Consider the following 26,609-nt stretch of genomic DNA (forward strand, 5'->3'; position numbering starts at 1 on the left):
AGGTCTACAAATGGCCTTAGATTCTATTAGGGGGCATATTAATATGTTAATTTAGTTCGATAACACATGCTTCATATGGACGTAACTGTTTTAAATTAACTTTGGCATCATAATTAAATAGCTTTACTTCTCCATGGCTTAAATCAAATGGTACAGTTAATTCTGCTTCGTGGTTAGTAAGATTACCTACAATAAGAACTTGCTTTTCATTTAATGTTCTCGTGTACGCAAAAACTTGTGAATTTTCAGCATCTACTAAATCAAATTGACCATATACGTATACATCATTAGACTTTCTTAATTGAATTAAATCTTTATAAAATTGTAATACTGAATGCTCATCTTCTAATTGTTGTGCAACATTGATAGTTTTATAATTCGGATTCACTGGGAACCACGGTTCACCATTTGTAAATCCTCCATTTAACGTATCATCCCATTGCATTGGTGTGCGAGAATTATCTCGGTTCTCATCTTTATATTTCGCAAGTAAAGCGTCTACATCTCCACCTTGAGCTTTCACTATTTGATAGTCATTTTTAACAGCAACATCGTTAAACGTTTCAATACTTTCAAATGGATAATTCGTCATACCAATTTCTTGACCTTGATAAATGAATGGCGTACCTTGTTGCAAGAAATAAACAGCTGCATGACTTGTTGCTGATTCATACCAATACTTGTCATCGTCACCCCACGTCGATACACGTCGTGGTTGGTCGTGATTTTCAATAAACAACGCATTCCAACCTTTATTTTCAAGTTGTTTTTGCCATCTATTTAATACAGATTTATACGAATTTACATCAAAGTGAGAATCACCACTATTCCACAGTCCCAAATGTTCAAATTGGAATATCATATTAAATTTACCATTTTCTTCCCCGACCCAGTCATCAGCATCATCAGGGCTTACACCATTCGCTTCACCGACAGTCATAATGTCATACTTACTTAATGAGCGATCTTTCATCTCTTGTAACCAAGTTTGTATACCTGGCTGATTCATATCTACATCAAATGCTGGGGCATATGTTTTACCCTCAGGTACAGGTAAGTCACCCGCTTCAAACGTCTTCTTAATATGCGTAATTGCATCTACTCTAAATCCATCAATGCCTTTATCAAACCACCAGTTCATCATTTCAAATACAGCATCTCTAACTTCTGGATTACCCCAATTCAAATCAGGTTGTTTTTTACTGAATAAATGGAAATAATATTGCTCAGTATTAGCATCATATTCCCATGTAGATCCATTAAAGATACTTTCCCAGTTGTTAGGTTCAGAGCCATCTGGCTTTGGATCTTGCCAAATATACCAATCACGTTTGGGATTGTCTTTACTAGATTTAGATTCTATAAACCAAGGATGTTCATCAGATGTATGATTTACAACTAAATCTAAAATAAGCTTCATGCCTCTATCATGAACACCTTTTAATAAACAATCAAAGTCTTCCATCGTTCCAAATTCATCCATAATTTCTTGATAGTCACTAATATCATAACCATTGTCATCATTAGGTGATTTAAACATTGGACTGAGCCAAATGACATCGATACCTAAATCTTTTAAGTAGTCCAATTTATCAATCATTCCAGGTAAATCCCCAATACCATCGTGATTACTATCATTAAAACTTCTTGGATATACTTGATATGCTACTGCTTCTTTCCACCATTGCTTATTCATTTTAAAACTCCTTTGCTATCGCTGTGTTGATTTTCTTATTTTTAATTCTGTATCTATAATGACGAGTTCAATAACATCCTGTGCTTTGTTTTTCAATATATTTAAAATTGCTGAACCAGCCTGTTGACCTAACATTCGAGGCTTGATGTCAATACTGGTTTGAGGTGGTGACGCAATTTCGGTTAAATAAGAATCATTGAATGTTGCTGTCATTACATCTTTTGGAATTTCAATATTAAGTTCATATAGCACACTTAAAATCGCTAAATGTAACATAGCATCTAACGAAATGATTGCCTGTTTAATATTTGGGTCCTTCAAGCGCGTATGTAGATTTTGCATGTAATTAAAAATAACTTTTCTTTCATTACTAGTCTCAATAATTTGATAATCCAGATTAAATTGTGATGCAACCGTTTCAAATCCTTGAATTCTATCTTTTGAAACTTCAAAATTTCCTTTTTCTGTAATAAATATTAATTCATCTACACCTTGTTCAATAACATGTCGTGTCAAATTTTCAGAAGCTAATATATTATCATTATCTATGTGTGTAAATTGATGATCTATATCCGATGTAGGCTTACCAATCACAATAAATGGCATGCTTTCATCAATTAACATTTGTTTAATTGGATCATTTTCTTTTGAATAAAGCAGTATAAACGCATCAACCATTCGTTGTTTAATCATTTTATAAACTTCATCCATTAAATCATTCATATTATTTGAGACTGTCGTTTGTGTACCATAGCCATGCTGGTTACACGTTTCAGAAATTCCTAGCAATACATTGATGTAGAATGGATTCAGTCGAATAGGCTCCTCAGACCCTTTTAACACTAAACCAATTTTATATGTTTGGTTTGTAATTAAAGTTCTAGCAGCGGTATTAGGAAAATAATTCAATTCTTCCATAACTTTCTTCACTTTTGAAATTGTCGCTTCGCTAATACGTTGATTTCCTTTTATAACTCTTGAAACTGTCGAAGGAGAAACACCGGCTTTTAGTGCAACATCTTTAATCGTAACCATTTAATCACCTCCTGTTAATTTCTGCATCAGAAAACGCTTCCAACTACTGTATAATACCAGTTTAGTCACACTTTCTAAAAAAGTCAAAAGATTTGTGCAAACGATTGCATAAAACGATAAAAATAAACCTTCATACTGAAATTCAATCCGAAAATCAATATAAAGGTTTATATAAATATTAAAATCGATTGTTTAGTCACTAACTGCAAAATAGTTACCTTGGCCATCTTGAAAATTAAATACACGTTGACCATTCATTTCTACTATATCATGCCCAGTTAAACCTAAATCATTTAATTTTGAGTATAATGCATCAAAGTTTTTCTCTTTAAACATTAAAGATGGTGTTCCTAGGTTCACTTCCGGGCTATACTTTTCAATAAATTCTTTTGCCATAATCGTCAATGACGTTTCAGCATCTTTCGTAGGTGATACTTCAACTGCAACATAGTCCTCAGCTAACGGTGTTTCACTTACAACAACAAATTCTAAAGTTTCTGTCCAAAATGCTTTCGCTTTTTCAACATCATCAACATATAACATAACTTGATTTAACTTTTCCATAAAATAGTACCTCTATTTCTCTATAGTACATGCTATCATAGCACAGTAAATATTTTATTACTTCACAAAATGCTTAAAAATATGGCGGGATGCTTTTAAGGTAATAGATATTGCTTGTGTAATTTTTAAAATTTTGTAGCCACATAGAACTTCATTAATCAAACATGTCGTCTGGGACATATATCAATGAAATACTTCGTTCAAAGTTTTCGTATTTTCTATGTCAACTTAACTGGGTGTAGCTCACATTGTCCATTAGAATGTATAACTAACATAATTAAATTAATTAAACGTACATCTTGATAAAATCTATTTTTCAGTATATATAACACTAATGGTATAAATAACACAGCACTGATCGTAAGTGCATAAAATCCACCTTTATTTTCAAGTAATATGCCGCCTAAAAAAAGGCCTATAGGTCTGAATGCAAAAACCATTGTTTTAAAAACACTATTAACACGTCCTAACATATGTTCTGAACATTTCTTTTGCCTCAGTGTGATTATCGCTATATTTAAAATGGATTGTGTCATATATGTCAACCCTAAAAGTGGGATGAGTATAAAAATATAAGTACTAAATGGTAACATTAATCTAAAAATTGTATCTAAAAATAATATAATTACAATTAGTTTTCCGAAATTAAATAATTTCAAGAGAAAACTTGCAGATAATGAACCGATTAGCGCACCTAATGATGAGATACCTAAAACTAACCCCAATGCTTGAGATGATTGATTCATGACTTCCTTTACAAACATTACTATATAAATATAATAAGGTGAGATAATTAGATTGGATAAACTTACAACAACAGCCATTACTCTAATAGTTGAATTAGATAATAGATAATCAAATCCAACTTTAACATCGCTCAAAAAATTTTTTCCACTCAACTTTTCTTGATTGAATATACTCTTTGTTTCAATTTTAATTAATATCAAACTGAAAAATGAGAGTAAAAAAGTCATAGAATCTATAAAAATCAATATTGAATATCCCATATATGTATAAAGTAAACCTCCAATTATAGGGCCCAAAAATTCCGAAACATTTTGAGTAGCGTATATATAACTGTTTGCGCTCGCCAAATCTTCTTCTTTTACAATACTTGGGATTATCGAAACCTCAGAAATACTGTGAAATACTAATCCAATACCTGAAATGATTGCAACTACATAAATTTGAAAGATGCTTAACATATTATAAAAACTTAATACTGGTATACTTAAATATGAAATGAACCTAATTATATCAGCACATTTCATTATGGTCTTCTTATTCAATCTGTCAATTAAAGCACCTGCTGGCAGTCCTAAAATTGCATAAGGTATAAAACTTAGTGCAGAAACTATGCCAACTTGAAATGCAGAGCCAGTAAGCTTTAAAATCATTAACGGAAAAACAAACGTAGTAAAAGCACTGCCTATGTTAGAAAAAGCTATCCCTATTAAATAAAAAGTAAAGTTCTTATTAAACAATACAGAAGTATATGACATTCTATCCCTCTTCTTCATCAAATAATAAAACGTAATCTATTTATCTAAATATTAAAATTATTAACTAATGCTATCTTAATAGTATGTAAGTAAAACGTCTACACTTAAACGGACAAATTCTATGAGGATAGATATCGTTAATTTATAAAAGTTAAAAATTTTAATTTGACAAGAGAAAGAAAATCATTGAATATATCATGCGTAGTAAATTTCGATAAATACATAAGGAAAGAGACAATTTCTATCAAATAAATAATAGAAATTGTCTCTTTAACATTACCTAAATTCATAAGGTCTCAGGCTCAATGGTCAATATTATTCTTCAATCCATTGTGTATGGAATACGCCTTCTTTATCTTTTCTTTCGTACGTGTGAGCACCGAAGTAGTCACGTTGTGCTTGAATTAAGTTTGCAGGTAAATCAGCTGCACGGTAACTATCATAGTAATTAATACTTGAAGAGAAACCAGGTGTTGGTACACCATTTTGAACACCAGTTGCGACAACATCACGTAACGCATCTTGATATTCAGTAACGATGTTTTTAAAGTAAGGATCTAGCAATAAGTTTTGTAATCCTGGATTATTATCGTAAGCATCTTTGATCTTTTGTAAGAATTGTGCACGGATAATGCAACCTTCTCTCCAAATCATAGCTAAATCACCAAGTTTTAAATTCCATTCATTATCTTCACTTGCTTTACGCATTTGCGCGAAACCTTGTGCATAAGAACAAATTTTACTCATATATAATGCTTTACGAATTTTTTCTAAAAAGTCTTTCTTGTCACCATCAAATGATGCTTTTGGACCATTTAATTCTTTAGAAGCATTTACGCGCTCTTCTTTGATTGAAGAGATAAAACGTGCAAATACAGATTCAGTAATGATTGTTAATGGAATACCTAATTCTAATGCGTTAATTGAAGTCCATTTTCCTGTACCTTTTTGACCTGCAGTATCAAGAATTTTTTCAACTAATGCTTCTTTATTTTCATCTAACTTCATGAAAATATCACCAGTGATTTCAATTAAATAACTTTCTAATTCACCAGCATTCCAGTCTTTGAACGTTTGAGCAATGTCTTCATGAGACATACCTAATAATTCTTTCATCATAGCATAACTTTCTGCAATTAATTGCATGTCAGCATATTCAATACCATTATGTACCATTTTCACATAGTGTCCAGCACCATTTGGTCCAATATAAGTAACACATGAAGCACCGTCTTTTGCCTTAGCAGCAATTGCATCAAGAATATCTGCAACTTTGTTATAAGCTTCTTCTTGTCCACCCGGCATTAATGACGGACCAGTTAACGCTCCAATTTCACCACCAGAAACGCCCATACCAATAAAGTTGATTGCACTTTGTGCTAATGCTTTATTACGTCTGATAGTATCTTGATAGTTTGTATTACCACCATCAATTAAAATATCTCCATCATCTAATAAAGGTAACAAACTATCAATCGTTGCATCCGTAGCTTTACCTGCTTGAACCATTAATAAAATTTTACGTGGTTTTTCTAAAGAATTAACAAATTCTTCCAATGAGTACGTTGGATGAATATTTTTCCCTTTTGATTCTTCAACCATTAAATCAGTTTTTTCACTTGAGCGGTTAAATACAGATACACTATATCCGCGTGATTCAATATTCCAAGCTAGGTTTTTACCCATAACGGCTAAACCAATAACTCCAATTTGTTGTGTCATATTACTTACCTCACTTGTTGATTTTTCATTAGTATTGTATCACAAAATAGACATACACTACACTAAATCATTTCGATTGTCGCGCAACTATTTTGATTATTTCTAACACTTGACTTGCAAGCAAGTTCAATGATTTAATCGGCATTCTCTCATTTGTTGTATGGATTTTTTCATAACCCACTCCTAAAATGACTGAAGGAATACCAAATGTATTAATAATACTGCCGTCTGAACCGCCACCAGAAATAATTGTATTTGCAGATAATCCTAAATTACGAGCACTTTCTTGTGCAATTTTAACAACCGCTTCATTATCATTAATTTTAAATCCTGGATAACTTTGCTCCACTGTAACTTCTGCTTTCCCACCTAATTCTGATGCAGTAGTTTCAAACACATCAGTCATATGTTTGACTTGTGTTTTTATTCTTTCTGGATCGTGAGAACGTGCCTCTGCTTCTAAAATGACTTCATCTGCAACAATATTCGTAGCTGAACCGCCATGAAACTTACCAATATTGGCAGTAGTTATTTCATCAACTTGTCCTAATTTCATTCGACTAATTGCTTTAGCCGCAATATTAATAGCACTAACACCCTCTTTTGGCGTACTTGCATGAGCCGTTTTGCCAATAATTTTAGCTGAAATTAACATTTGCGTCGGTGCACCTACAACCGTAGTGCCGACATCAGCACTTGCATCAATAGCATAACCAAAGTCCGCGTCCAACAACTCTGAATTTAATTCTTTAGCACCAATTAAACCTGATTCTTCTCCAACAGTAATCACAAATTGAATTTGTCCATGTGGGATTTGTTGTTCCTTTATCACTTGCAAAACTTCAAGCATCGCTGCTAATCCTGCTTTATCATCTGCACCTAGAATAGTCGTACCATCAGAGTATATGTAGCCATCATCTTTTACAATTGGCTTTACATTAATTGCGGGTACAACAGTATCCATATGGCTCGTCAAATATAATTTAGGTACTTCGCCTTCTTCGATAGTACTATTCATTGTACACACTAGATTATTGGCACCTAATTTAGGATGTTTAGCCGCTTGATCTTCTTTAACATCTAACCCTAATGATATGAATTTTTCTTTTAAAATAGGTTGGATTGTTGATTCATTCCCTGTCTCAGAATCGATTTGTACAAGTTCTAAAAACGTATTAAGTAATCTTTGCTCATTAATCATAATGGAACCCCTTTTATCAAAATTTTCAAGTACGCCAAACGGTAAAAATTGATGAAATAAAATGTTACAGTAATTGACGTTACACAGATTTATCAGGCTTGTAAATTGTGTCATATTATTTTCAATTTATTATATATATTTATTGTAACTCAAACTAAGCTTTGTCAAAAATATATTGATTGATTTTTCAAAGATATCGTATAATGAGGAAAATGACATAAGCAAACTTACTCATGTTTTTTATTATATTCCTTTATGATGATTGCTAGTTATATCGTCTCAAGTTAAAAGTTTTATATCTTATGTCGTAATTATTAATACAAAGGTTATTCATTTGGAGGCACACAAAATGCAAAATAAAGTTTTAAGAATTATCATTATCGTTATGCTTGTATCAGTTGTATTAGCATTGTTATTAACGAGTATCATTCCAATTTTATAAACTATATCTCAACTACCTATACAAAATCATACAATTAAAAATCCATCCGTTATAAACGCATGTATTAATAAGTTATCGTATTGCAACGATTACTTTCAAACATGGGTCATACGGATGGATTATTTTTTAAGCTACTTCACTATGCATTTTCAATGAACCAAATTGCGATTTGATTTGTAAATATTCTTCTAATTCATTTAATATTTGAATAATACTTGCTCTCGAGTTAAGCGCTTTGTGTGTTGTTGGCAATGGCAGTTCATCCAATTTCAAACGCGTCTCATACAAATTGTGTAAACGCATTGCTGTATAGTCATTACTATTCACATTTAGACCAATTTCTTTCAGCAGTGACGCAACATCATTTAAAAGTGGATCTTTATGACAGATACTTTCGATGAGCGGTTTCATTCTCATTAACAATTCCACTTGCTCTTCTCGCATATCAAAATAATGATAGTATGAATTTTCGTTTCTAACAAAATGATTTTTAACATCTCGGAACGCGATAGACTTCGCCTTTTTAATATTTAAAAGTAACGCTTCAAATTCAATCGCAATGGTATCTTCATATTTTTCACAAATATAACTATATTTACTAAAAATATCAGCAATTTGTTGCTCAATTTTACATTTGTATTCGTCTAGTTGTTTGTCTAAACTTGGCATCATTAAATTCATTGTAAATGCAATGCTTAGTCCAATTAACAGTAATAATGTTTCATTAACAATTAAATGTGCATCAATTGATTTTGCATTAAAAACATGAAGTAATATAACGCAACTCGTAATGACACCTTCTTGTACTTTTAATACGACAGTTAATGGTATAAATAACAATACGATAATACCGAGTACAATTGGACTCTGGCCTAATAAACTAAATATTGCTGAACCTAAAAACAATACTAAAAAACATGATACTAATCTTGAAATAATCGCTTGTAGCGAATGTACTTTTGTATGTTTAATACATAATACGACTAATATGGCGCTTGAAGCATAATTATCTAAACCTAACAGCTTACTAATAATTACACCTAAAGTCATACCCACTGCTGTTTTTATTGTTCTAAATCCAATCTTGTAAGGATTTAACTTTAACATGGGTTAGCGCCTCTTATCTTTCTTCACAATATTTATTGAATAATGTTTGTAATTGATTAATTACGTTCATCACATCATGACCTTCGATTTGATGTCTTTCAATCATTTCTGTAATCTTTCCATCTTTTACTAATGCAAATGACGGACTTGAAGGCGCATAACCTTCGAAGTATTCACGCGCTCTTTGTGTCGCTTCTTTATCTTGTCCAGCAAATACTGTCACTAGACGATCAGGTAATACGTCATAATGTAAAGCATGTGATGCTGCTGGTCTTGCGATACCACCTGCACATCCACATACAGAATTGATCATAACTAGTGTTGTACCATCTTGTTTAAGAACTTTGTCAACATCTTCTGCAGTAGTTAATTGCTCATATCCCGCAGATTCAATTTCATTCCTTGCTTGTTCTACAACACCGTTCATATATAAATCGAAATTCATGTCCATAAGTTCAATCACCTATCCCTTTATATTTAAACTATCCTCATTCTACTAATTAATAACATATTGTTCAATAAACTAATCTGAATCACACCTATATTTAGACACAATTTTAACAATATACCAAACATTATTGTGCTTAAAATCATGGAAACTAATTTGTTCACCTGTTTTCATTAATATGTTTCAAGTATGATGTCTTATTTTGACTTTACTGCAAAAATGCATTCAACCATGTTGATTATTGTTCTTTATCTTTTTTGAATATATTGCAAATATTTTATTGCCCCAAAAAATACATCCATCGACAAGAACAAGATAAAACAAGTTGTCGATAGATGCATCTATGTTATCACTAATATATATTTGTATTTTCTAAAGTATACTGTTCGATACGCTGTTTAATATGATTCATAAATTTACCTGTTTGTAAACCATCTAAAATACGATGATCAATTGAAATACATAAATTAACCATGTTACGAATTGCAATCATATCATTAATTACTACTGGCTTTTTAACGATTGATTCTACTTGTAAAATCGCTGCTTGAGGATGATTTATAATACCCATTGATGATACTGAACCAAATGTACCAGTATTATTTACCGTAAATGTACCGCCCTGCATATCTTCAGCTGTCAATTGCTTATTACGCGCTTTCGTTGCTAAAGTATTAATTTCTCTAGCTATACCTTTGATTGACTTTTCGTCTGCATGCTTAATCACAGGTACGTATAATTTATTTTCATCAGCAACAGCAATTGAAATATTAATGTCTTTATGTAAGACAATTTCATTTCCTTGCCAGCTACTATTTAATAAAGGATATGCTTTTAAAGCATCTGCTACAGCTTTTACAAAGAAAGCAAAGAACGTTAGATTATATCCTTCTTTATTTTTAAAGCTGTTTTTATAATGATTTCTCGTATTCACAAGATTTGTAGCATCTACTTCAATCATCATCCATGCATGTGGAATCTCTGTTACACTATTAACCATATTTTGCGCAATTGCTTTACGCACACCATTTACTGGTATTGTGCTGTTTTCACTATTGTCTTCAGATGATTGGTTACTTGATGTATCTACTGATGTTGATTGTGTTTGAACTTGTTTGTCAGATTGAGCTGTGGTACCACCATTTTCAATAACTGACATTATATCCTTCTTAGTTACACGACCTTCAAATCCACTACCTACAACTTGTGATAAATCAATGTCATGCTCTGAAGCGAGTTTAAATACAACAGGTGAAAAGCGACCATTATTACGTGGTTGATTTTGTTTAGCAGTAGATGTCTGTTCCACTGTTGCACTAGCTTTTTTAGTAGATTTCTGAGTATGCTCATCCACTTTTGCTTGTATCTCTTCAGTTGTTTCATTTGTCTTTTCATCAGCAGTTTCAATTTTACAGATAATTGTATCAATAGCTACTGTCTGCCCCGCTTCAACTAAAATTTCTGTAATTGTTCCTGATATCGTGGAAGGGACTTCAGCTGTCACTTTATCTGTAATAACTTCACATAATGGTTCATATTCATCAATATGATCACCAACAGAAACTAACCATTGTTCAATGGTACCTTCATGAACACTCTCACCTAACTTAGGCATTGTTATTTCCATGACTTTCCCTCCCTAGAATTCTGCTAATTCACGCATTTTATTTAAGATTTTTTCTGGATTCATCATAATTTCATTTTCTAATACAGGAGAAAATGGCATAGATGGTACATCTGGAGCAGCTAAACGCATGATTGGTGCATCTAAATCGAACAAGCAATGCTCTGCAATAATCGCTGACACTTCTGACATAATACTACCTTCTAAATTATCTTCAGTTACAAGTAAAACTTTACCTGTATGTTTAGCACGATCAATAATTGTTTCTTTATCTAATGGATAAACAGTTCGTAAATCTACGACTTCAACGTTGATACCGTCTGCAGCTAAAATATCCGCTGCTTGTAAACAATAATTGACCATTAATCCATAACAAAATACTGTTAAATCTTCACCTTCACGTTTAACATCTGCTTTTCCTAAAGGTACAGTGTAATATTCTTCTGGCACTTCTTCCTTTAAGAAACGATAAGCTTTTTTATGCTCAAAGTACAATACTGGATCATTTGATTCGATAGATGATAATAAAAGCCCTTTAGCATCATACGGTGTGGAAGGAATAACAATTGTTAAACCTGGTGATGAAGCAAATATACTTTCAATACTTTGTGAATGATATAGTCCTCCGTGAACACCGCCACCAAATGGTGCACGAATCGTTAATGGGCATTGCCAATCATTATTTGAACGATAACGCATTTTCGCAGCTTCACTAATAATTTGATTTGTCGCAGGTAAAATAAAATCTGCAAATTGAATTTCTGCAATTGGTCTTTTACCTACCATAGCTGCACCAATGGCAGTTCCAACAATATTTGACTCAGCTAATGGCGTATCGATAACTCTGTCTTCACCATATTTTTGTTGCAGTCCTTGAGTAGTACCAAATACGCCACCTTTTCTACCAACATCTTCACCAAGAATAAACACATCTTTATTTTGTTGTAATGCTAAGTCTTGTGCCTGGCGTATCGCCTCTAAATAAGATAATTTAGCCATTAGTTAAGACTCCCTTCTTCGTACACAAATGCATAGGCTTCTTCGACACTTGGATATGGCGCGTCTTCAGCAGCCTTTGTCGCTTTATTGATGATGTCTTTATGCTCCGCTTCTATTTCTGCCAACCAAGCATCATCGATAATGCCAGCTGAAAGCAACTCTTTTTTGAACTTTTCATTGCAGTCTGCTTTTTTAAGCGCTTCACGCTCTTCTTTCGTACGATATTGGTCGTCATCATCTGATGAATGAGCTGTCATACGACTTGTTACTGCTTCAATCAAAGTTGAACCTTGACCAGAAATAGCTCGATCTCTTGCTTCTTTCATCGCTTTATACATTGCTAATGGATCATTACCATCTACTTGTTCACCATGTATACCGTAACCAAGTGCTCTATCCGATAATTTTTCAGCTGCGTATTGTAATGAATCAGGTACTGAAATTGCATATTTATTATTTATAATGACACATACAAAAGGAAGTTTGTGTACACCCGCGAAGTTTAAACCTTCATGGAAGTCACCTTGGTTTGAGCTACCTTCACCAACAGTTGCTGTTGCAATTTTCTTCTTACCATCCATTTTTAGAGCTAAAGCAGCACCAACAGCATGGGGTATTTGAGTTGCTACCGGTGAACTTTGTGACAAAATATTCTTAGCTCTACTACTAAAGTGTGATGGCATTTGTTTTCCACCAGAGTTAACATCGTCTTTCTTTCCAAACGCTGATAAAAACGTATCATACGCTGATATACCCATATAAGTAACGAAAGCTAGATCTCTATAATAAGGCGCAGTAATATCACCTTCTTCTAATGCGTATGCCATCCCAATCTGAGTTGCTTCTTGTCCTTGACCACTTACAACAAATGGAATTTTACCTGCACGGTTCAATAACCACAGTCTTTCATCTATTTTTCTACCTAAATCCATCCATTTATATATTACTTTTAGGTCTTCTTCGCTAAGGCCTAATGATTTATAATCAATCATGTTAAATCCTCCTATTTATACGTGAATAGCTCTACTTTCTGCTTTCAATCCTAATTCCATCAACACTTCAGAGATGGAAGGATGTGCGTGTGTTGTTAGTCCTAATTCTAATGCCGAGCCATTCATGAACTGTAACAGTGATGCCTCATTAATCAATTCTGTTACATGTGGACCAATCATATTAATACCCACAATTTCTTCAGTTGATTGATCAATCACCATTTCGCTATACCCTTCGTTTGCATCATGGCTATCAATCACTGCTTTACCAATTGCTTTAAATGGTACTTTAAAACTTTTAACTTTCATTCCCTCTGCCTTTGCTTGCTCAATGTTTAAACCGATAGAAGCAATTTCAGGTTGTGAATAAATACACTTAGGCATCATGTTATAGTTTACTGGGATTGGGTTCCCTTCAAACATATGATCGACGGCCACAACACCTTCTTTTGATCCAACATGTGCCAATTGTAATTTTCCAATACAATCACCAGCTGCATAAATATGTTTATCTTCAGTTTGTTGAAATTCGTTCGTTAAAATATGTCCTGATGTTGAAAGTTTTATTTTAGTGTTGTTTAAACCAATATCTGATGTGTTAGGTTTTCTACCAATCGATAGCAACACTTTATCTACTTTAATTATGTCTGAGGAAATTTCAAATGTAACACCATCTTCGTTAACATTTATATCATTTTCAGAAAGTTTTATTCCCTCATAGAATTTAACACCACGTGCTGACAATGATTTTTTTAATAGTTGTGAAGCTCGTTTACTTTCAGTTGGTAAAATTCTTTCACCAGCTTCTATAACTGTTACGTCAACACCTAAATCTATCATCAATGATGCAAATTCCATTCCGATAACACCACCACCAATAATACCAATACTTGATGGTAACGTCTTTAATGATAATATATCATCGCTAGATAAAATTTTATCATGATCAAATGATAAGAATGGCAACTCTGCAGGCGAAGAACCAGTTGCAATTAATACAAATTGGTTGGGTAATAAGTCTGATTCACCATCTTCATATTCGACAGAAATTGTGCCACTTTGAGGTGAAAATATAGATGTACCTAGAATACGTCCCGTGCCGTTATAAATGTCAATGTGATTGTGTTGCATTAAATGCTTTACACCTTGATACATTTGATTAATAATGTCTTCTTTTCGTGCCAACATATTTTCAAAATTAACATTAGCATCTTTGACATCAACGCCAAACATTGCTGCCTGTTTTACTGTTTGAAATACTTCAGCAGATTTAAGCAGCGATTTAGTAGGAATACAACCTTTATGGAGACAAGTACCTCCTAATAGTTGTCGTTCTACTATTGCCACTTTCTTACCTAATTGAGACGCACGTATCGCAGCAACATATCCTGCAGTACCTCCTCCGAGAACGACTAAATCATATTGTTTCTCTGACATGTTCTTACTCCTAACTAATGATATATATCCATTGAAAATTTATTAATACATAGTTTTCATGTCCATTAATTACCTATTTTACATGATTGTCTATTTAGTTTGAATGCACATAAATAAATCCACAAATGAGTAGTCAACACACTTTGGAAATTATCTATGTCTTTGATTGTGTTGTATCATTTCTCTTGCATTTTCACGAGTTAAATCAGTAACACTTGCACCTGAAATCATTCGTGCAATTTCATCTACTTTATCATCGCCAATTAACTCTTGAACTTGTGTTGTTGTACGATCATCTTTTGATGATTTCGAAATTAATAAATGATGGTCGCTCATCGATGCAACTTGTGGCAAGTGAGAAATACAAATAACTTGTATATATTCTGCTATATCTCGCATTTTCTCTGCCATTTTTTGTGCAGCTTGTCCAGATACACCTGAGTCAACCTCATCGAATAAAATTGCAGTTTGACCTCTCGATTTAACAAAAATACTTTTTAACGCTAACATAATTCTAGAAAGTTCTCCACCTGACGCAATTTTATTTAAACTTTTTAATGGTTCCCCTTTATTAGGACTGATTAAAAATTCTACAAATTCGATTCCATCAATATTCGGTTCTTCTAATTTTTTAAATGAAATCTCAAGATTTGCGTCTTTCATTTGTAAGTTTTGAATTTCCGATACAATGTGGTCTCTTAACTCCCTAGCGACTATACGACGCTGCTTTGATAACGCTTGTCCAACCTCTATAACTTGATTATACAATGCATTTATTTCTTCTCGTAACTGCGATGTACTTTGTTCATAGTTTTCAATTTTATTGATTTCATTATTAAGCTTTTCTTGATATGCGATTAATTCTGAAATATCTTTTCCATATTTACGTTTTAAATTATTCAGCAAATTCATACGAGATTCATACTCGTTTAACACTTGTTCGTCGAATTCTGTATTAGCCATTTCATCATATAACTCATGTTTTGCATCTTCTAAAATGTAATAAAATTGATCAATATCTTCTTTTAATTTGTCATATTTGTTTGGAACTATATCGTTTATTGTTAACAAATGGTTGCTTAGTTCATACAAACGATCAGTGATAGCATTTTCATCCGTTAATGTCATATGTGCGTTATTAAGCGCTAAGCTTAATTTTTCAGAGTTTTGAATGCGTTTAATATCTATTTCAAGTTGCTCTATTTCGCCTTCTTTTAGATGTGCTTCAGACAATTCTTCTAATTGAAATTTCATTAAATCTAAACGCTGCAGCAATGCTTGGTCTGCTGATTCTAAATCTTCTAACTCTTTCTTTTTGGCTTTATAATTTTGAAAAGTTTGGTGATATTTATCCAACAAATCTTGATAACGTGATTCTGCGTAATTATCCAATAATGTTAAATGGTATTTTTGTTTCAACAAAGACTGCGTTTCATGTTGGCCATGAATATCTAATAATTCTTGCATAACTTTTCGTAAATCTTGTAAAGTAACTGTTTGATTATTAATTTTACAAAGACTTTTACCAGAGCTAAAAATTTCCCGTTTAACTAATAAAAAATCTTCATCTACATCAATATCCATATTTTTCAATATATGTATAGCATCTTTACTCTCGTCAATATCAAATATACCTTCGATGACAGCCTTTTTTTCACCATGTCTTACAAAATCAGATGAAGCTCTCATTCCAATTAATTGTCCAATTGCATCTATAATAATTGACTTACCTGAACCCGTTTCACCACTTAAAACAGTTAAACCATCAGAAAATTGAATTTCTAACTCTTCAATAATAGCAAATTGCTTGATTGATAAGGTTTGTAACATAAACTCATCGCATCCTTATAACAAATTGAAAATTCTTGACTTGATTTCATCACTTGCCTCTTTGCTTCGACAAATAATTAAACAAGTATCATCACCACAAATTGTGCCTAGTACTTCTTCCCAATTGATTTGGTCTAATATAGCTCCAATAGATTGTGCATTGCCAGGTAATGTTTTTAGAACAAGTAAATTATCAGTACCATCTATATTAACAAAGGAATCCATTAAATAACGTCCCAATTTTTCTAAAGGATGGAATTTTCTATCATTTGGTAAACTATAAACATATTGACCTGAAGGTATAGGTACTTTAATAAGTTGTAGTTCTTTAATATCACGAGAAACAGTTGCTTGAGTGACATTTAAATCATAATCGTTTAATCGTTTAACTAATTCATCTTGTGTCTCTATCTGTTCATTTGAAATAATTTCTCTAATTTTAATATGCCTAACCGATTTTTTGGGCACAGTAAACACCTCTGATTACGAATATTTATACATTTATTTTAACACATGCACTGATTTACGACTACTAAACACCTTTACGTAAAAAGGGTAAACATGGTTTATCTATCTTGGTTATCTATTTATAAATATTTTTCATATTACGCATAACAATTGCTTAAAATATGTATAAAAATGAATATATGTGTAATAAACTTGCTAATTATTAGATTTAATAAGCGTCAATTGTTTGAACATATTTAATTAAAATCACATTGATATCACAGATACGAATATTGTCGTATAGAAATTGAAAATTCTATTTTTTAAATGAAAGTCTTCAACATAATTTTAAGTTTCAACATGAGAAAAATCGATTAACAAACAACGTCAGTTGAATATGCCTTTTGAGACATTTCAAACTTTACAATTGTTGCTAATCGATATATTTGCTTTTAGTGATCCCTGCTATAAAATAAATCAACGATTTCTAATAAGTGTTTTGTATTGAATTGTTCATCAATTTGCGTTAGTTCATCCACTGCTGCGTCTCTATGATAAGTCAATTTATCTTCTGCGCCATCTTTCCCTAATAAACTCACGTACGTACTTTTATTATTTTCAAGATCGCTGCCCACTTTTTTACCTAACTTTGCTTCATCACCATAGCAGTCTAATAAATCATCTTTAATCTGGAACATCATACCTAAATGATAACTATAACTTTCTAAATGTTCTTTAGTTGCATCATCGACATTAGCGATATCTGCTGCACTCATAACCGCAAAAGTTAATAATGCTCCTGTTTTTGTTTTGTGTATCATTTCCAAAGTTTCAAGATCAATTGGTTGGCCTTCGCTTTGCATATCTAACATTTGACCGCCGACCATTCCAACATGACCACTTGCTATTGACAGCCGTTGTAGAACTTTTATTTTTACTTCATCAGTTAATCTATCATCACTTGAAATAAGTTCAAATGCTTTAGTTAATAAAGCATCACCTGCTAATATCGCACTCCACTCACCATATACTTTATGATTTGTTAATTTCCCTCGTCGATAATCATCATTATCCATCGCTGGTAGGTCATCATGAATAAGTGAATATGTATGAATCATTTCTAGTGCAATTGCGCTCTTCACACCTAACTCATACTCGGTATTTAGTGAATCTAAAGTGAGTAATAACAGAACTGGTCGGATGCGTTTACCTCCAGCATTTAATGAATACAACATGCTTTCTTCTAGCTGAGTATCCATTACTGATTTATTTATCGCAACCGATAATTCATTATTGACTTCATCTATTAATTTATTCATCGGTAGATTCGTCATTTTTTACATCCTCAGCTTCTTCTTTTATTAAGTCATTCACCTTTTTTTCGGCATTTTTTAAAGTTGTGTCACAAGCTGCTGATAGTTTCATACCACGTTGATATAAATCTAATGATTCCTCTAAAGATACTGTTTCATTATCTAATTTTTGAACAATTTGCTCTAATTCTTGCATCATTTCTTCAAAACTTTGCGTTTCTTTAGTCATTATTACACCTTACTTTCGTAACTTTTGCATCTACTAAGCCATCTTTCATTGTTAACGTCAATTGATCATTTTCTGTTAAATCTTTAGTACTCGTAATGACTTCGTCTTTTTTATTAACAATTGCATATCCACGCAACATTGTATTAGTTGGACTTAAATTGTTTAAGTTTTCTACTTTATTTTTCAAATCATTTTTATAACTTAATATCTTAGAATTCAATAATTTAACAAGTTGGTTTGTCAATTGAAGATTATTTTGTTGTTCTTGATTAACACTACTTAGTAATGCTTTTAAATTATAACGTTGTTGCAACAGCATTAATCGATGTCTCTGTTGTTCAAAAGTTGCCTGAATTTGTTGTTTCAGTCTCTTTTCTAAATCATCTCGACGTTGTATCTGTTGATCATACAATAAAGTTGGTTGTTTAAACTTGTAATACGATGACAAATGTTCAACATGTTTACGTTGTTGTTCTAAATGTTTCTTGATGAAACGAGTCAATGTAAACTGATATTGCTGTATTTGTTGCAGCAATTCATATTGGTCTGGTGTTGCAATAACAGCAGCTTGAGTTGGAGTCGCAGCTCTGATGTCTGCAGCAAAATCACTTAATGTAAAGTCTGTTTCATGACCAACTGCTGATATAATCGGTGTCTTACAATTATATATTGCACGGACGACAGCTTCTTCGTTGAAATTCCATAAATCTTCTATGGATCCACCGCCTCGACCTACAATAATGGTATCTACACCTAAACTATCTGCATATTCAATTTTTTCAATAATGTCGTCTTTTGCTTTTTCACCTTGAACCAAAGTACTAATTTGTATTTGTTCAGCTAATGGAAAACGACTATTTATCGTTGAATGGATATCTCGAATTGCGGCACCTGTACTCGCTGTTAAAACTGCAATTTTTTTAGGAAACTTAGGTATTGATTTCTTATTCGCTTTATCAAAACAACCTTCTTCAGTTAATTTTTTCTTTAATGCTTCTAATTTTTGATATAAGTTCCCTATACCATCTAATTGCATTTTATTTACATAAATTTGATAGTTTCCACGACGTTCAAAAACAGAAACACGTGCTTCTAATAAGACTTCATCTCCTTCTTTAGGTTCGAAGTTTAATTTAGAAGCACTACCTTTGAACATCATGGCACTTATAACGCTTTCTTTATCTTTCACATTAAAGTATAAATGACCACTTGAATGCTTTTTGAAATTTGAAAGCTCACCTTTAATCAATACAGATTGGAGATGTGGATCTTGATCAAATTTATATTTAATATATTTCGTTAAAGCTGAAACACTTAAATAATCTGACATATAACATCACTCAATTTTATTTTTTTATATTACTCAATACACCATTTATAAATTTATAATGATCATCATCACTGAATTGTTTTGTTAATTCAACTGCTTCATTCATTACGACTTTAGCAGGTGTATCACTGTGTAATATTTCATATGTTGCCATTCTTAAAATAATACGGTCCGTTTTTAATAAACGTGCAATAGTCCAATCTTTTAAATAAGGACTAATTGTCTCGTCTAATACAGGTTCGTGATCTTTAACGCCAGAAACTAGCCAATGAATAAATTCGAAGTCTAAATCTGGATTATCGTCTTTAATAAAGCTTATCGCTTCATTTATCGTTAAATCACTGTCCTTCATTTCTAATTGAAATAAAGTTTGAAAAGCTTGCACTCGGGATTCTTTACGACTCATTTTTAACTCCTTCAAACGTTTGTATTTTTCTTTATTTAATTACTGAATTAGGTATGACATTACTTTTCAATAACGATTTGTGTAATGTGAATATTAATTTGCTTAGGTTCTATCGCTGTCATATTAGAAATTGAATTAAAAATTGACGTTTGAATTTTGTTTGCAGTTTTTGAAATATTAACACCATGTTTTAATGCACAATATACATCTATATATATGCCATCTTCTTTACTCTCGATTTTTAAATCACGGCTTAAATTTTTACGACTAACTTTTTCTAAATTTGTTTCTTTTAATTCAGCAAAATGGCCAGTGATGCCTTCGACTTCCGAAGTAGCTATACTTGCAATAACAGATAGCACTTCTGGCGCTATTTCTACTTTACCTAATTTTGAATTTGAATAATCAGTTACTTTGACCATGGATTGACCTCCTATTAACCTTCATCATTCATAATGCTATTTTGCTCTAAAAAGTTTGTATTAAATTTACCGCTTCTAAATATATCGTTATTCAATAATTTAATATGGAATGGAATAGTTGTATCAATACCAAGAACCACAAATTCACTTAGTGCACGAATGCCAGCCATAATCGCTTCATCTCGTGTCGGTTCATGTATGATTAATTTCGCTACCATCGAATCATAATATGGCGGTATCGTATAATTAGTATAACATGCTGACTCTATTCGAACACCATATCCACCTGGTGCAAGATATTGCTCAATTTTACCTGGTGATGGCATAAAGTTCTTGTAAGGATTTTCAGCATTAATTCTAAATTCAATTGCGTGTCCTGTTAATTTAATATCTTCTTGTTTATACGGTAACACGTCACCCATAGCAACTTGTAATTGTAATTTAACTAAATCAATTCCTGTTACCATTTCAGTTACAGGATGTTCTACTTGAATACGTGTATTCATTTCCATAAAATAAAATTTATTATCATTTAAATCATATATAAACTCAATTGTTCCCGCATTTTCATAATTTACAGCTTTCGCTGCACGAACTGCGGCATTTCCCATTTCACGACGTGTTTCATCATCTAAAATTGGGGAAGGTGCTTCTTCCACTAATTTCTGCATACGTCTTTGAATTGTACAATCACGTTCTCCTAAATGAATTACATTACCATAGCTGTCCCCAACAATTTGGATTTCAATATGGCGGAAGTTTTCGATGAATTTCTCCATATAAAGTCCACCATTACCAAATGCAGTTTGAGCTTCTTGTTCTGTCATTCGGAAGCCAGTTTCAAGTTCTTTTTCATCACGAGCAACACGGATACCTTTTCCGCCACCGCCAGCAGTAGCTTTAATGATGACCGGATAGCCAATTTTTTTGGCGATTTTCTTAGCTTCTGAGACGTCTTTCATTAAACCGTCACTACCAGGAACAACTGGAACATTGGCTTTAATCATTTCTGCCTTAGCAACATCTTTGATACCCATTTTTTGGATAGATTGATAACTTGGTCCAATGAACTTCAATTGGCATGCTTCGCATAATTCTGCAAAGTCAGCATTTTCAGCTAAAAAGCCATAACCCGGATGAACGCCATCACAACCTGTAGAAGTTGCAATAGATAAGATGTTCGGAATATTTAAATATGAATCTTTAGACAAAGTGGGACCTACGCAATATGCTTCATCAGCAATTTGAGTATGTAGCGCATCTTTATCCCCTTCAGAATAGATTGCAACAGTTTGGATGCCTAAATCACGACAAGCGCGAATAATCCTAACTGCAATTTCACCGCGGTTTGCAATTAAAACCTTTTTCATTATTTCACCTTAAATAACGGTTGGCCATACTCTACCATTTGTCCGTCTTCTACTAAGATTTCAACAATTTCACCTGAAATTTCTGCTTGAATTTCATTAAATAGTTTCATTGCCTCTAAAATACACACTGTTGTTTCATTTGAAACAGTGTCCCCAACTTGCACATATGCTTCTTCGTCTGGAGATGGCGATTTGTAAAATGTACCTACCATAGGTGCATTAATTGTTTTGTGATTATCTGAAGTTGGCTTTGGAGCTTCAGTTTTATTGCTATCAGTTGATTGTACTTGAGGCATAGGCATTGCCGCCGCTTCAACTGGCATTTGTGAGATTTGTGGCGTGATAATCTCAGTTTCTTTTTCTTTCTTAAGCGTCACTTTGCCTTTAGTATCTTCAATATTGATTTCCGTTAAAGTTGATTTATCCAGAATTTCAATTAATTCTTTGATTTCTTTAAAGTTCATTATTACTGACTCCTTCAGTTTGTTTTCATCTACCCGTCTATTTTACTTGAGACAACTCTTCAATTCAAGCATGTTCATATTGCTGGCGACATTATAAGTCTATCCCAAAGTTATAATAAAAACACATTTTAAATTAAAAACACTTGTGTATTTATTACTTAACATTGACTCATCTTAACTCTTGATTAAAAATTTTATGCATTCAGTTAAACATATCAATGTTATTTTTATTAGCTATTATGTTTTATCCTCAACAATATGATATGTAGATATATACCTTTACTTATGTTTATGTTTTTTCACTACCAATTAGACGATTCGTTTTATATTTTAAAAATTATTTTAAAAATAAAAAGCCTCATATCAGCATATAACCTATAATCATTTTAGGCAATAGCTTTATGAGACTTATTTAGAATATCTTACGTTAAATCAGTATAGTGAATACAAGCTATTTGTTAACAAATTAGAGATTATCCTCTTGAAATGTAGCTTCCATCACCAGTGTTGATAATTAAAACGTCACCTTCGTTTACAAATAAAGGTACATTTAATGTATAACCAGTTTCAACAGTTGCCGATTTAGTAGCACCAGTTGCAGTATCACCTTTAATACCAGGTTCTGTTTCAGTTACTGTTAATTCAACAGTTTTAGGTAATTCAACACCGATAGTTTCACCTTCGTATGTTTGAATTTGTACTTCCATACCTTCTTTTAAGTAATTCAATTCTTCTTTTAAGTAATCACTTGAAAGTTCTGTTTGTTCAAAGCTTTCATTATCCATAAATACATGATTATCTCCGTCAGCATATAAATATTGCATGCGACGATTTTCAATCATTGCTGGTTCAACTTTTTCACCAGCTCTAAACGTTTTCTCTTGAATTGCACCAGTTCTTAAATTACGTAATTTTGAACGAACGAATGCTGAACCTTTACCAGGCTTTACATGTTGGAAGTCTATAACTTTCCAAATAGCGTTATCAACAGAAATTGTTAAACCTGTTTTAAAATCATTAACCGAAATCATTCAGTTTCCTCCTCATTTTACACGCTTATGTTAAAACTATAAGGTCTTTTGTGCATTTAGTAAAGACTTGACAACCATTTTCTGTAATTAAAATATCATCTTCTATTCTTATACCGCCCAAACCTTCTATATAAACACCAGGTTCTACTGTAACACAGTTGTTAACTTGAAGTTTATCTTGTATCGTACGAGCCAGCATTGGCCCTTCATGGATTTCTAAACCAATACCATGTCCTAGTGAATGTCCAAATTCTTTTCCATACCCTTTTGACTCTAAATAGTTTCTTGAAATGGCATCAGCTTCTGCACCAGTCATGCCAGGTCTAATCTCATTAATTGCTTTCATTTGAGATTCAAGTACTATTTGATATATTTCTTTCAGTTTAGGATCTGGTTCTCCAATAGCAAATGTTCTAGTAATATCTGAACAATAGCCGTTATAATATGCGCCAAAATCTAATGTAATCATGTCGCCTTTTTCAATAATTTTGTCACTTGCAACACCATGTGGTAATGCACCTCTATGACCAGATGCTACAATCGTATCGAATGATGGTCCATCTGCTCCTAATTCTAGCATTTTACTTTCTAATATTGCCTTTAATTCTTTTTCAGTCATACCTGCTTTTACAACAGTTAAAATATATTCATATGTTTCATCAACAATATTAGCTGCTTTTTGAATTAAAGCAATTTCGTCAGCATCTTTGACGTCTCTAATTTTATCTACAGTATTAGAAATGCTTATTAATGATATACGGCTTTTATTTAATTCAAGGTATGTATCATAACTTACATGATGCCCCTCAAAACCTACATTTTCAAAATTTTCTTGGTGTAGCAATTCTTTAATCTCACCAATAATAGTAGATTTACGATTAATAATTTCATAATTTGGCGCCTGCTTAGTTGCTTGATCAATATATCTAAAGTCTGTTATCAAATATTGTTTATCTTTAGATATGATAAGTGCTCCACTGGTACCAGTAAAACCTGATAAATATCTTCTATTGTAATCCGAAAGAATGATAATCGCATCTAAATGTTTTTGTTCTAAAATACGATGCACTTGTGTTATTCTGCTCATCTTATTACCTCCTAGTGAAACGTTTGTGCATTTCAACTTTATACATTAAAATAATATCATAATAAGGATAAAAAATAATAGATATTGATTTTAGGGAGATAGTAATGAAAAAATTGGTTTCAATTGTTGGCGTAACATTATTGTTAGCTGGATGTGGATCACAAAATTTAGCACCATTAGAAGAAAAAACAACAGATTTAAGAGAAGATAATCATCAACTCAAACTAGATATTCAAGAACTTAATCAACAAATTAGTGATTCTAAATCTAAAATTAAAGGGCTTGAAAAGGATAAAGAAAACAGTAAAAAAACTGCATCTAATAATACGAAAATTAAATTGATGAATGTTACATCAACATACTACGACAAAGTTGCTAAAGCTTTGAAATCCTATAACGATATTGAGAAAGATGTAAGTAAAAACAAAGGCGATAAGAATGTTCAATCGAAATTAAATCAAATTTCTAATGATATTCAAAGTGCTCACACTTCTTACAAAGATGCTATCGATGGTTTATCACTTAGTGATGATGATAAAAAAACGTCTAAAAATATCGATAAATTAAACTCTGATTTGAATCATGCATTTGATGATATTAAAAATGGCTATCAAAATAAAGATAAAAAACAACTTACAAAAGGACAACAAGCGTTGTCAAAATTAAACTTAAATGCAAAATCATGATAGGAGTCTTTTAATGCGTAATATAATATTTTATCTTGTACTTATTATTGCTGCGATTGGATTAGTAATGAATCTAGATGCCTTTATTTTTTCAATCGTCAGAATGTTAGTCAGCTTTGCTGTAATAGCTGGTATTATTTATCTGATTTATTATTTCTTCATCTTAACTGAAGACCAACGCAAATATCGCAAAGCAATGCGTAAGTATAAAAGAAATCAAAGAAGAAAATAGATAAAAAAACGGAAGCACTTGTAGGTAAAATAGTCTACGTGCTTCCATTTTTTATTCTAAAAACTACTTTCTAAACATCCATTCATCTGAACGATATTTTTCAGTTAATTCTTCCACTTCTGCCAATTGAGCTTCTGTTAATTCAAGTGGCTTTAATTCTATATTTAAACCTTTCTTAAAACCTTTCTCGAAAGCTTCTTCCATTTGACTAATAGTAATGTGTTCATCTGAAATATCATTGATGGCAACTGCTTTTTCAACGAATGCCTCTTTCATTTTTAATTTTAATCTTTCATTTTTATAAATAAACATATCAAACAGTTCATCAATATCAATATCTTGTAAAATCGAACCGTGTTGGAGGATTACGCCCTTTTGTCTCGTTTGAGCACTCCCAGCAATCTTACGGCCTTCAACAACTAGCTCATACCAACTTGGTGCATCAAAACACACTGAACTTCGAGGTTGTTTTAATTTTTGACGCTCTTCAGGCGTTTTAGGTACCGCAAAATAAGTATCAAATCCTAAGTTTTTAAATCCTTCTAATAATCCTTGTGAAATCACTCTGTACGCTTCTGTAACTGTAGAAGGCATATTCGGATGCGATTCAGGCACAATCACACTGTAAGTTAACTCTTTATCATGTAGCACCCCACGGCCACCAGTTTGACGCCTTACGAGACCAAAACCTTTCTCTTTAACCTTATCAATATCAATTTCTTTTTGTAGCCTTTGGAAATACCCTATTGATAATGTTGCAGGATTCCATGTGTAAAAACGTATAACTGGATCAATTTCACCTCTAGAGACAAAATTTAATAACGCTTCATCCATTGCCATATTATAATATGGGTCTTTACTTCCTGTATTAATAAAATTCCAAGTTTCAGTCATATTCAAGAACTCCTATCAGCAAAATGTATAATATTTGATTCGCTAATTAATCAATTTAACTAAATGAATAATAATTGCAATTCTTTAGTGAAATATTTT

The 26,609-nt window shown here is 32.3% G+C and carries 27 protein-coding genes and 1 pseudogene; 3 read left to right on the forward strand and 25 right to left on the reverse strand.

What is annotated here, in order from left to right:
* Positions 1-46: 46 nt before the first annotated feature.
* The 7 genes and pseudogenes from JQN76_RS11305 to JQN76_RS11335 all read right to left on the reverse strand — a co-directional run bounded on the left by JQN76_RS11305 (position 47) and on the right by JQN76_RS11335 (position 7,720).
* Positions 47-1,696, reverse strand: a complete 1,650-nt coding sequence (locus JQN76_RS11305) for a glycoside hydrolase family 13 protein (protein ID WP_001041916.1) — start codon at positions 1,694-1,696, stop codon at positions 47-49.
* Between the two features lie 15 nt (positions 1,697-1,711).
* Complete coding sequence (locus tag JQN76_RS11310; protein ID WP_000256340.1) at positions 1,712-2,731, reverse strand: LacI family DNA-binding transcriptional regulator; 1,020 nt, start codon at positions 2,729-2,731, stop codon at positions 1,712-1,714.
* Positions 2,732-2,985: pseudogene (locus JQN76_RS11315) on the reverse strand (hypothetical protein).
* Positions 2,924-3,295, reverse strand: coding sequence for a VOC family protein (locus JQN76_RS11320; protein ID WP_000413439.1), 372 nt, complete (start codon positions 3,293-3,295; stop codon positions 2,924-2,926). The pseudogene JQN76_RS11315 and the gene JQN76_RS11320 overlap by 62 nt, the downstream one beginning before the upstream one ends.
* Positions 3,296-3,513: 218 nt before the next feature.
* Positions 3,514-4,797: an MFS transporter gene (locus JQN76_RS11325; RefSeq protein ID WP_000122705.1), complete on the reverse strand. Its 1,284-nt coding sequence runs from the start codon at positions 4,795-4,797 to the stop codon at positions 3,514-3,516.
* 315 nt (positions 4,798-5,112) lie between these two features.
* Entirely contained in the window at positions 5,113-6,519 is a 1,407-nt protein-coding gene (gene gndA / locus JQN76_RS11330; RefSeq protein WP_000193707.1) for an NADP-dependent phosphogluconate dehydrogenase, read from the reverse strand.
* Between the two features lie 67 nt (positions 6,520-6,586).
* Positions 6,587-7,720: a tripeptidase T gene (locus JQN76_RS11335; protein ID WP_000606704.1), complete on the reverse strand. Its 1,134-nt coding sequence runs from the start codon at positions 7,718-7,720 to the stop codon at positions 6,587-6,589.
* Positions 7,721-7,982: 262 nt separating this feature from the next.
* Between JQN76_RS11335 and prli42 the strand changes: the two genes are divergently transcribed.
* A complete protein-coding gene (gene prli42, locus JQN76_RS11340; RefSeq protein WP_001789875.1) occupies positions 7,983-8,162 on the forward strand; it encodes a stressosome-associated protein Prli42 in 180 nt (59 codons plus the stop codon).
* A gap of 126 nt (positions 8,163-8,288) precedes the next feature.
* On the opposite strand, the gene JQN76_RS11345 is transcribed toward prli42, so the two are convergent.
* The 17 genes from JQN76_RS11345 to JQN76_RS11425 form a co-directional block, all read right to left on the reverse strand.
* Entirely contained in the window at positions 8,289-9,269 is a 981-nt protein-coding gene (locus tag JQN76_RS11345) for an aromatic acid exporter family protein (RefSeq protein WP_000916193.1), read from the reverse strand.
* A gap of 13 nt (positions 9,270-9,282) precedes the next feature.
* Complete coding sequence (gene brxB, locus JQN76_RS11350; protein ID WP_000367419.1) at positions 9,283-9,720, reverse strand: bacilliredoxin BrxB; 438 nt, start codon at positions 9,718-9,720, stop codon at positions 9,283-9,285.
* A 349-nt stretch (positions 9,721-10,069) separates the two neighbouring features.
* The gene (locus tag JQN76_RS11355) at positions 10,070-11,344 is read right to left on the reverse strand and encodes a dihydrolipoamide acetyltransferase family protein (RefSeq protein WP_000406846.1); all 1,275 of its coding nucleotides are present in this window, start codon (positions 11,342-11,344) and stop codon (positions 10,070-10,072) included.
* A 12-nt stretch (positions 11,345-11,356) separates the two neighbouring features.
* Positions 11,357-12,340, reverse strand: coding sequence for an alpha-ketoacid dehydrogenase subunit beta (locus tag JQN76_RS11360; protein ID WP_001096642.1), 984 nt, complete (start codon positions 12,338-12,340; stop codon positions 11,357-11,359).
* Positions 12,340-13,332 (reverse strand): thiamine pyrophosphate-dependent dehydrogenase E1 component subunit alpha, encoded by a 993-nt coding sequence (locus tag JQN76_RS11365; RefSeq protein WP_000568351.1) that lies wholly within the window; start codon positions 13,330-13,332, stop codon positions 12,340-12,342. Before JQN76_RS11365 ends, JQN76_RS11360 begins: the two co-directional genes overlap by 1 nt.
* A gap of 15 nt (positions 13,333-13,347) precedes the next feature.
* Complete coding sequence (lpdA, locus tag JQN76_RS11370) at positions 13,348-14,769, reverse strand: dihydrolipoyl dehydrogenase (RefSeq protein WP_001291538.1); 1,422 nt, start codon at positions 14,767-14,769, stop codon at positions 13,348-13,350.
* Positions 14,770-14,919: 150 nt separating this feature from the next.
* A complete protein-coding gene (gene recN / locus JQN76_RS11375; RefSeq protein WP_000942202.1) occupies positions 14,920-16,599 on the reverse strand; it encodes a DNA repair protein RecN in 1,680 nt (559 codons plus the stop codon).
* 15 nt (positions 16,600-16,614) lie between these two features.
* The gene (gene ahrC / locus JQN76_RS11380; protein WP_001124985.1) at positions 16,615-17,067 is read right to left on the reverse strand and encodes a transcriptional regulator AhrC/ArgR; all 453 of its coding nucleotides are present in this window, start codon (positions 17,065-17,067) and stop codon (positions 16,615-16,617) included.
* Between the two features lie 431 nt (positions 17,068-17,498).
* Positions 17,499-18,380: a polyprenyl synthetase family protein gene (locus tag JQN76_RS11385; RefSeq protein ID WP_000183381.1), complete on the reverse strand. Its 882-nt coding sequence runs from the start codon at positions 18,378-18,380 to the stop codon at positions 17,499-17,501.
* A complete protein-coding gene (locus tag JQN76_RS11390) occupies positions 18,358-18,588 on the reverse strand; it encodes an exodeoxyribonuclease VII small subunit (RefSeq protein WP_000159865.1) in 231 nt (76 codons plus the stop codon). Before JQN76_RS11390 ends, JQN76_RS11385 begins: the two co-directional genes overlap by 23 nt.
* Positions 18,581-19,918 carry an exodeoxyribonuclease VII large subunit gene (gene xseA / locus JQN76_RS11395; RefSeq protein WP_001286928.1) on the reverse strand — a complete coding sequence of 446 codons (1,338 nt, stop codon included), beginning with the start codon at positions 19,916-19,918 and terminating at the stop codon, positions 18,581-18,583. The genes JQN76_RS11390 and xseA overlap by 8 nt, the downstream gene beginning before the upstream one ends.
* A gap of 16 nt (positions 19,919-19,934) precedes the next feature.
* Positions 19,935-20,324 carry a transcription antitermination factor NusB gene (nusB, locus tag JQN76_RS11400; protein ID WP_000087385.1) on the reverse strand — a complete coding sequence of 130 codons (390 nt, stop codon included), beginning with the start codon at positions 20,322-20,324 and terminating at the stop codon, positions 19,935-19,937.
* Between the two features lie 59 nt (positions 20,325-20,383).
* A complete protein-coding gene (locus JQN76_RS11405; protein ID WP_000241588.1) occupies positions 20,384-20,746 on the reverse strand; it encodes an Asp23/Gls24 family envelope stress response protein in 363 nt (120 codons plus the stop codon).
* Between the two features lie 14 nt (positions 20,747-20,760).
* A complete protein-coding gene (accC, locus tag JQN76_RS11410) occupies positions 20,761-22,116 on the reverse strand; it encodes an acetyl-CoA carboxylase biotin carboxylase subunit (protein ID WP_000756612.1) in 1,356 nt (451 codons plus the stop codon).
* Entirely contained in the window at positions 22,116-22,580 is a 465-nt protein-coding gene (gene accB / locus JQN76_RS11415) for an acetyl-CoA carboxylase biotin carboxyl carrier protein (protein WP_001009520.1), read from the reverse strand. The genes accC and accB overlap by 1 nt, the downstream gene beginning before the upstream one ends.
* 473 nt (positions 22,581-23,053) lie before the next feature.
* Complete coding sequence (gene efp, locus JQN76_RS11420) at positions 23,054-23,611, reverse strand: elongation factor P (RefSeq protein ID WP_000626504.1); 558 nt, start codon at positions 23,609-23,611, stop codon at positions 23,054-23,056.
* A gap of 25 nt (positions 23,612-23,636) precedes the next feature.
* The gene (locus JQN76_RS11425) at positions 23,637-24,698 is read right to left on the reverse strand and encodes a M24 family metallopeptidase (protein ID WP_000087107.1); all 1,062 of its coding nucleotides are present in this window, start codon (positions 24,696-24,698) and stop codon (positions 23,637-23,639) included.
* A gap of 104 nt (positions 24,699-24,802) precedes the next feature.
* Here JQN76_RS11425 and JQN76_RS11430 point away from each other — a divergent pair, with 104 nt between their 5' ends.
* Complete coding sequence (locus JQN76_RS11430; protein WP_000737695.1) at positions 24,803-25,384, forward strand: hypothetical protein; 582 nt, start codon at positions 24,803-24,805, stop codon at positions 25,382-25,384.
* A 13-nt stretch (positions 25,385-25,397) separates the two neighbouring features.
* Complete coding sequence (locus tag JQN76_RS11435) at positions 25,398-25,616, forward strand: SA1362 family protein (RefSeq protein ID WP_001244301.1); 219 nt, start codon at positions 25,398-25,400, stop codon at positions 25,614-25,616.
* Between the two features lie 63 nt (positions 25,617-25,679).
* On the opposite strand, the gene JQN76_RS11440 is transcribed toward JQN76_RS11435, so the two are convergent.
* On the reverse strand, positions 25,680-26,510 hold the full coding sequence (locus JQN76_RS11440) for a lipoate--protein ligase family protein (protein ID WP_000141109.1): 831 nt from the start codon (positions 26,508-26,510) through the stop codon (positions 25,680-25,682).
* Positions 26,511-26,609 lie beyond the last annotated feature (99 nt).

Source organism: Staphylococcus sp. SM3655 (genome assembly GCF_016917315.1).
In the GTDB taxonomy this organism is placed as follows: Bacteria; Bacillota; Bacilli; order Staphylococcales; family Staphylococcaceae; genus Staphylococcus; species Staphylococcus aureus.

Coding starts and splice junctions, on each gene's coding strand:
- JQN76_RS11305 (WP_001041916.1), bottom strand. CDS start 1,696: ATGAATAAGCAATGGTGGAAAGAAGCAGTAGCATATCAAGTATATCCA.
- JQN76_RS11320 (WP_000413439.1), bottom strand. CDS start 3,295: ATGGAAAAGTTAAATCAAGTTATGTTATATGTTGATGATGTTGAAAAA.
- efp (WP_000626504.1), bottom strand. CDS start 23,611: ATGATTTCGGTTAATGATTTTAAAACAGGTTTAACAATTTCTGTTGAT.
- JQN76_RS11325 (WP_000122705.1), bottom strand. CDS start 4,797: ATGTCATATACTTCTGTATTGTTTAATAAGAACTTTACTTTTTATTTA.
- JQN76_RS11385 (WP_000183381.1), bottom strand. CDS start 18,380: ATGACGAATCTACCGATGAATAAATTAATAGATGAAGTCAATAATGAA.
- JQN76_RS11440 (WP_000141109.1), bottom strand. CDS start 26,510: ATGACTGAAACTTGGAATTTTATTAATACAGGAAGTAAAGACCCATAT.
- JQN76_RS11365 (WP_000568351.1), bottom strand. CDS start 13,332: ATGATTGATTATAAATCATTAGGCCTTAGCGAAGAAGACCTAAAAGTA.
- xseA (WP_001286928.1), bottom strand. CDS start 19,918: ATGTCAGATTATTTAAGTGTTTCAGCTTTAACGAAATATATTAAATAT.
- recN (WP_000942202.1), bottom strand. CDS start 16,599: ATGTTACAAACCTTATCAATCAAGCAATTTGCTATTATTGAAGAGTTA.
- JQN76_RS11360 (WP_001096642.1), bottom strand. CDS start 12,340: ATGGCTAAATTATCTTATTTAGAGGCGATACGCCAGGCACAAGACTTA.
- JQN76_RS11405 (WP_000241588.1), bottom strand. CDS start 20,746: ATGGTCAAAGTAACTGATTATTCAAATTCAAAATTAGGTAAAGTAGAA.
- JQN76_RS11345 (WP_000916193.1), bottom strand. CDS start 9,269: ATGTTAAAGTTAAATCCTTACAAGATTGGATTTAGAACAATAAAAACA.
- JQN76_RS11335 (WP_000606704.1), bottom strand. CDS start 7,720: ATGATTAATGAGCAAAGATTACTTAATACGTTTTTAGAACTTGTACAA.
- JQN76_RS11435 (WP_001244301.1), top strand. CDS start 25,398: ATGCGTAATATAATATTTTATCTTGTACTTATTATTGCTGCGATTGGA.
- accC (WP_000756612.1), bottom strand. CDS start 22,116: ATGAAAAAGGTTTTAATTGCAAACCGCGGTGAAATTGCAGTTAGGATT.
- brxB (WP_000367419.1), bottom strand. CDS start 9,720: ATGGACATGAATTTCGATTTATATATGAACGGTGTTGTAGAACAAGCA.
- JQN76_RS11355 (WP_000406846.1), bottom strand. CDS start 11,344: ATGGAAATAACAATGCCTAAGTTAGGTGAGAGTGTTCATGAAGGTACC.
- JQN76_RS11310 (WP_000256340.1), bottom strand. CDS start 2,731: ATGGTTACGATTAAAGATGTTGCACTAAAAGCCGGTGTTTCTCCTTCG.
- JQN76_RS11390 (WP_000159865.1), bottom strand. CDS start 18,588: ATGACTAAAGAAACGCAAAGTTTTGAAGAAATGATGCAAGAATTAGAG.
- accB (WP_001009520.1), bottom strand. CDS start 22,580: ATGAACTTTAAAGAAATCAAAGAATTAATTGAAATTCTGGATAAATCA.
- nusB (WP_000087385.1), bottom strand. CDS start 20,324: ATGAGTCGTAAAGAATCCCGAGTGCAAGCTTTTCAAACTTTATTTCAA.
- lpdA (WP_001291538.1), bottom strand. CDS start 14,769: ATGTCAGAGAAACAATATGATTTAGTCGTTCTCGGAGGAGGTACTGCA.
- JQN76_RS11425 (WP_000087107.1), bottom strand. CDS start 24,698: ATGAGCAGAATAACACAAGTGCATCGTATTTTAGAACAAAAACATTTA.
- JQN76_RS11430 (WP_000737695.1), top strand. CDS start 24,803: ATGAAAAAATTGGTTTCAATTGTTGGCGTAACATTATTGTTAGCTGGA.
- gndA (WP_000193707.1), bottom strand. CDS start 6,519: ATGACACAACAAATTGGAGTTATTGGTTTAGCCGTTATGGGTAAAAAC.